General features: G+C 70.1%; 1 protein-coding gene. It reads left to right on the plus strand.

Annotated features, from left to right (window positions below; all coding sequences use genetic code 11):
• On the plus strand, positions 1-1,072 hold a 1,072-nt coding region (locus tag AB0P35_RS42230), incomplete at both ends, for an acyl-CoA dehydrogenase family protein (protein ID WP_363521950.1).

Genomic DNA, 1,072 nt, shown 5'->3' on the forward strand with positions numbered 1-1,072 from the left:
CCGAGGAGCACGACATGCTCCGTGACGCGGTGCGGTCGCTGGCCGAGGCGAAGATCGCCCCGTTCGCGGCCGAGGTCGACGAGCAGGGCCGCTTCCCGCACGAGGCGCTGGAGGCGCTGCAGGGCAACGACCTGCACGCGGTGCACGTGCCGGAGGAGTACGGCGGCGCCGGCGCGGACGCGCTGGCCACCGTGATCGTGATCGAGGAGGTCGCCCGGGTCTGCGCCTCGTCCTCGCTGATCCCCGCGGTCAACAAGCTCGGCTCGCTGCCGGTGCAGCTGTCCGGCTCCGAGGAGCTGAAGGCGAAGTACCTGGGCGCGCTGGCCCGCGGCGAGGGCATGTTCTCCTACTGCCTGTCCGAGCCGGAGGCCGGCTCGGACGCGGCCGGCATGAAGACCCGCGCGGTGCGCGACGGCGACTTCTGGGTCCTCAACGGCGTCAAGCGGTGGATCACCAACGCCGGCGTCTCCGAGTTCTACACCGTCATGGCCGTCACCGACCCGGAGAAGCGCTCCAAGGGCATCTCCGCGTTCGTCGTCGAGAAGGGCGACGAGGGCGTGTCCTTCGGCGCCCCGGAGAAGAAGCTCGGCATCAAGGGCTCGCCGACCCGCGAGGTCTACTTCGACAACGTGCGGATCCCCGCCGACCGCATGATCGGCGCCGAGGGCACCGGCTTCGCCACCGCGATGAAGACCCTCGACCACACCCGGGTCACCATCGCCGCCCAGGCGATCGGCATCGCCCAGGGCGCCCTCGACTACGCCAAGGGCTACGTCAAGGAGCGCAAGCAGTTCGGCAAGGCGATCGCCGAGTTCCAGGGCGTGCAGTTCATGCTCGCCGACATGGCGATGAAGCTGGAGGCCGCCCGCCAGCTCACCTACGCCGCCGCCGCGAAGTCCCAGCGCACGGACGCCGACCTGACCTTCTTCGGCGCCGCCGCCAAGTGCTTCGCCTCCGACGTCGCGATGGAGGTCACCACCGACGCCGTCCAGCTGCTCGGCGGCTACGGCTACACCCGCGACTACCCGGTCGAGCGGATGATGCGCGACGCCAAGATCACCCAGATCTACGA

It is taken from the genome of Kitasatospora sp. NPDC085879 (assembly GCF_040686255.1).
GTDB lineage: Bacteria > Actinomycetota > Actinomycetes > Streptomycetales > Streptomycetaceae > Kitasatospora.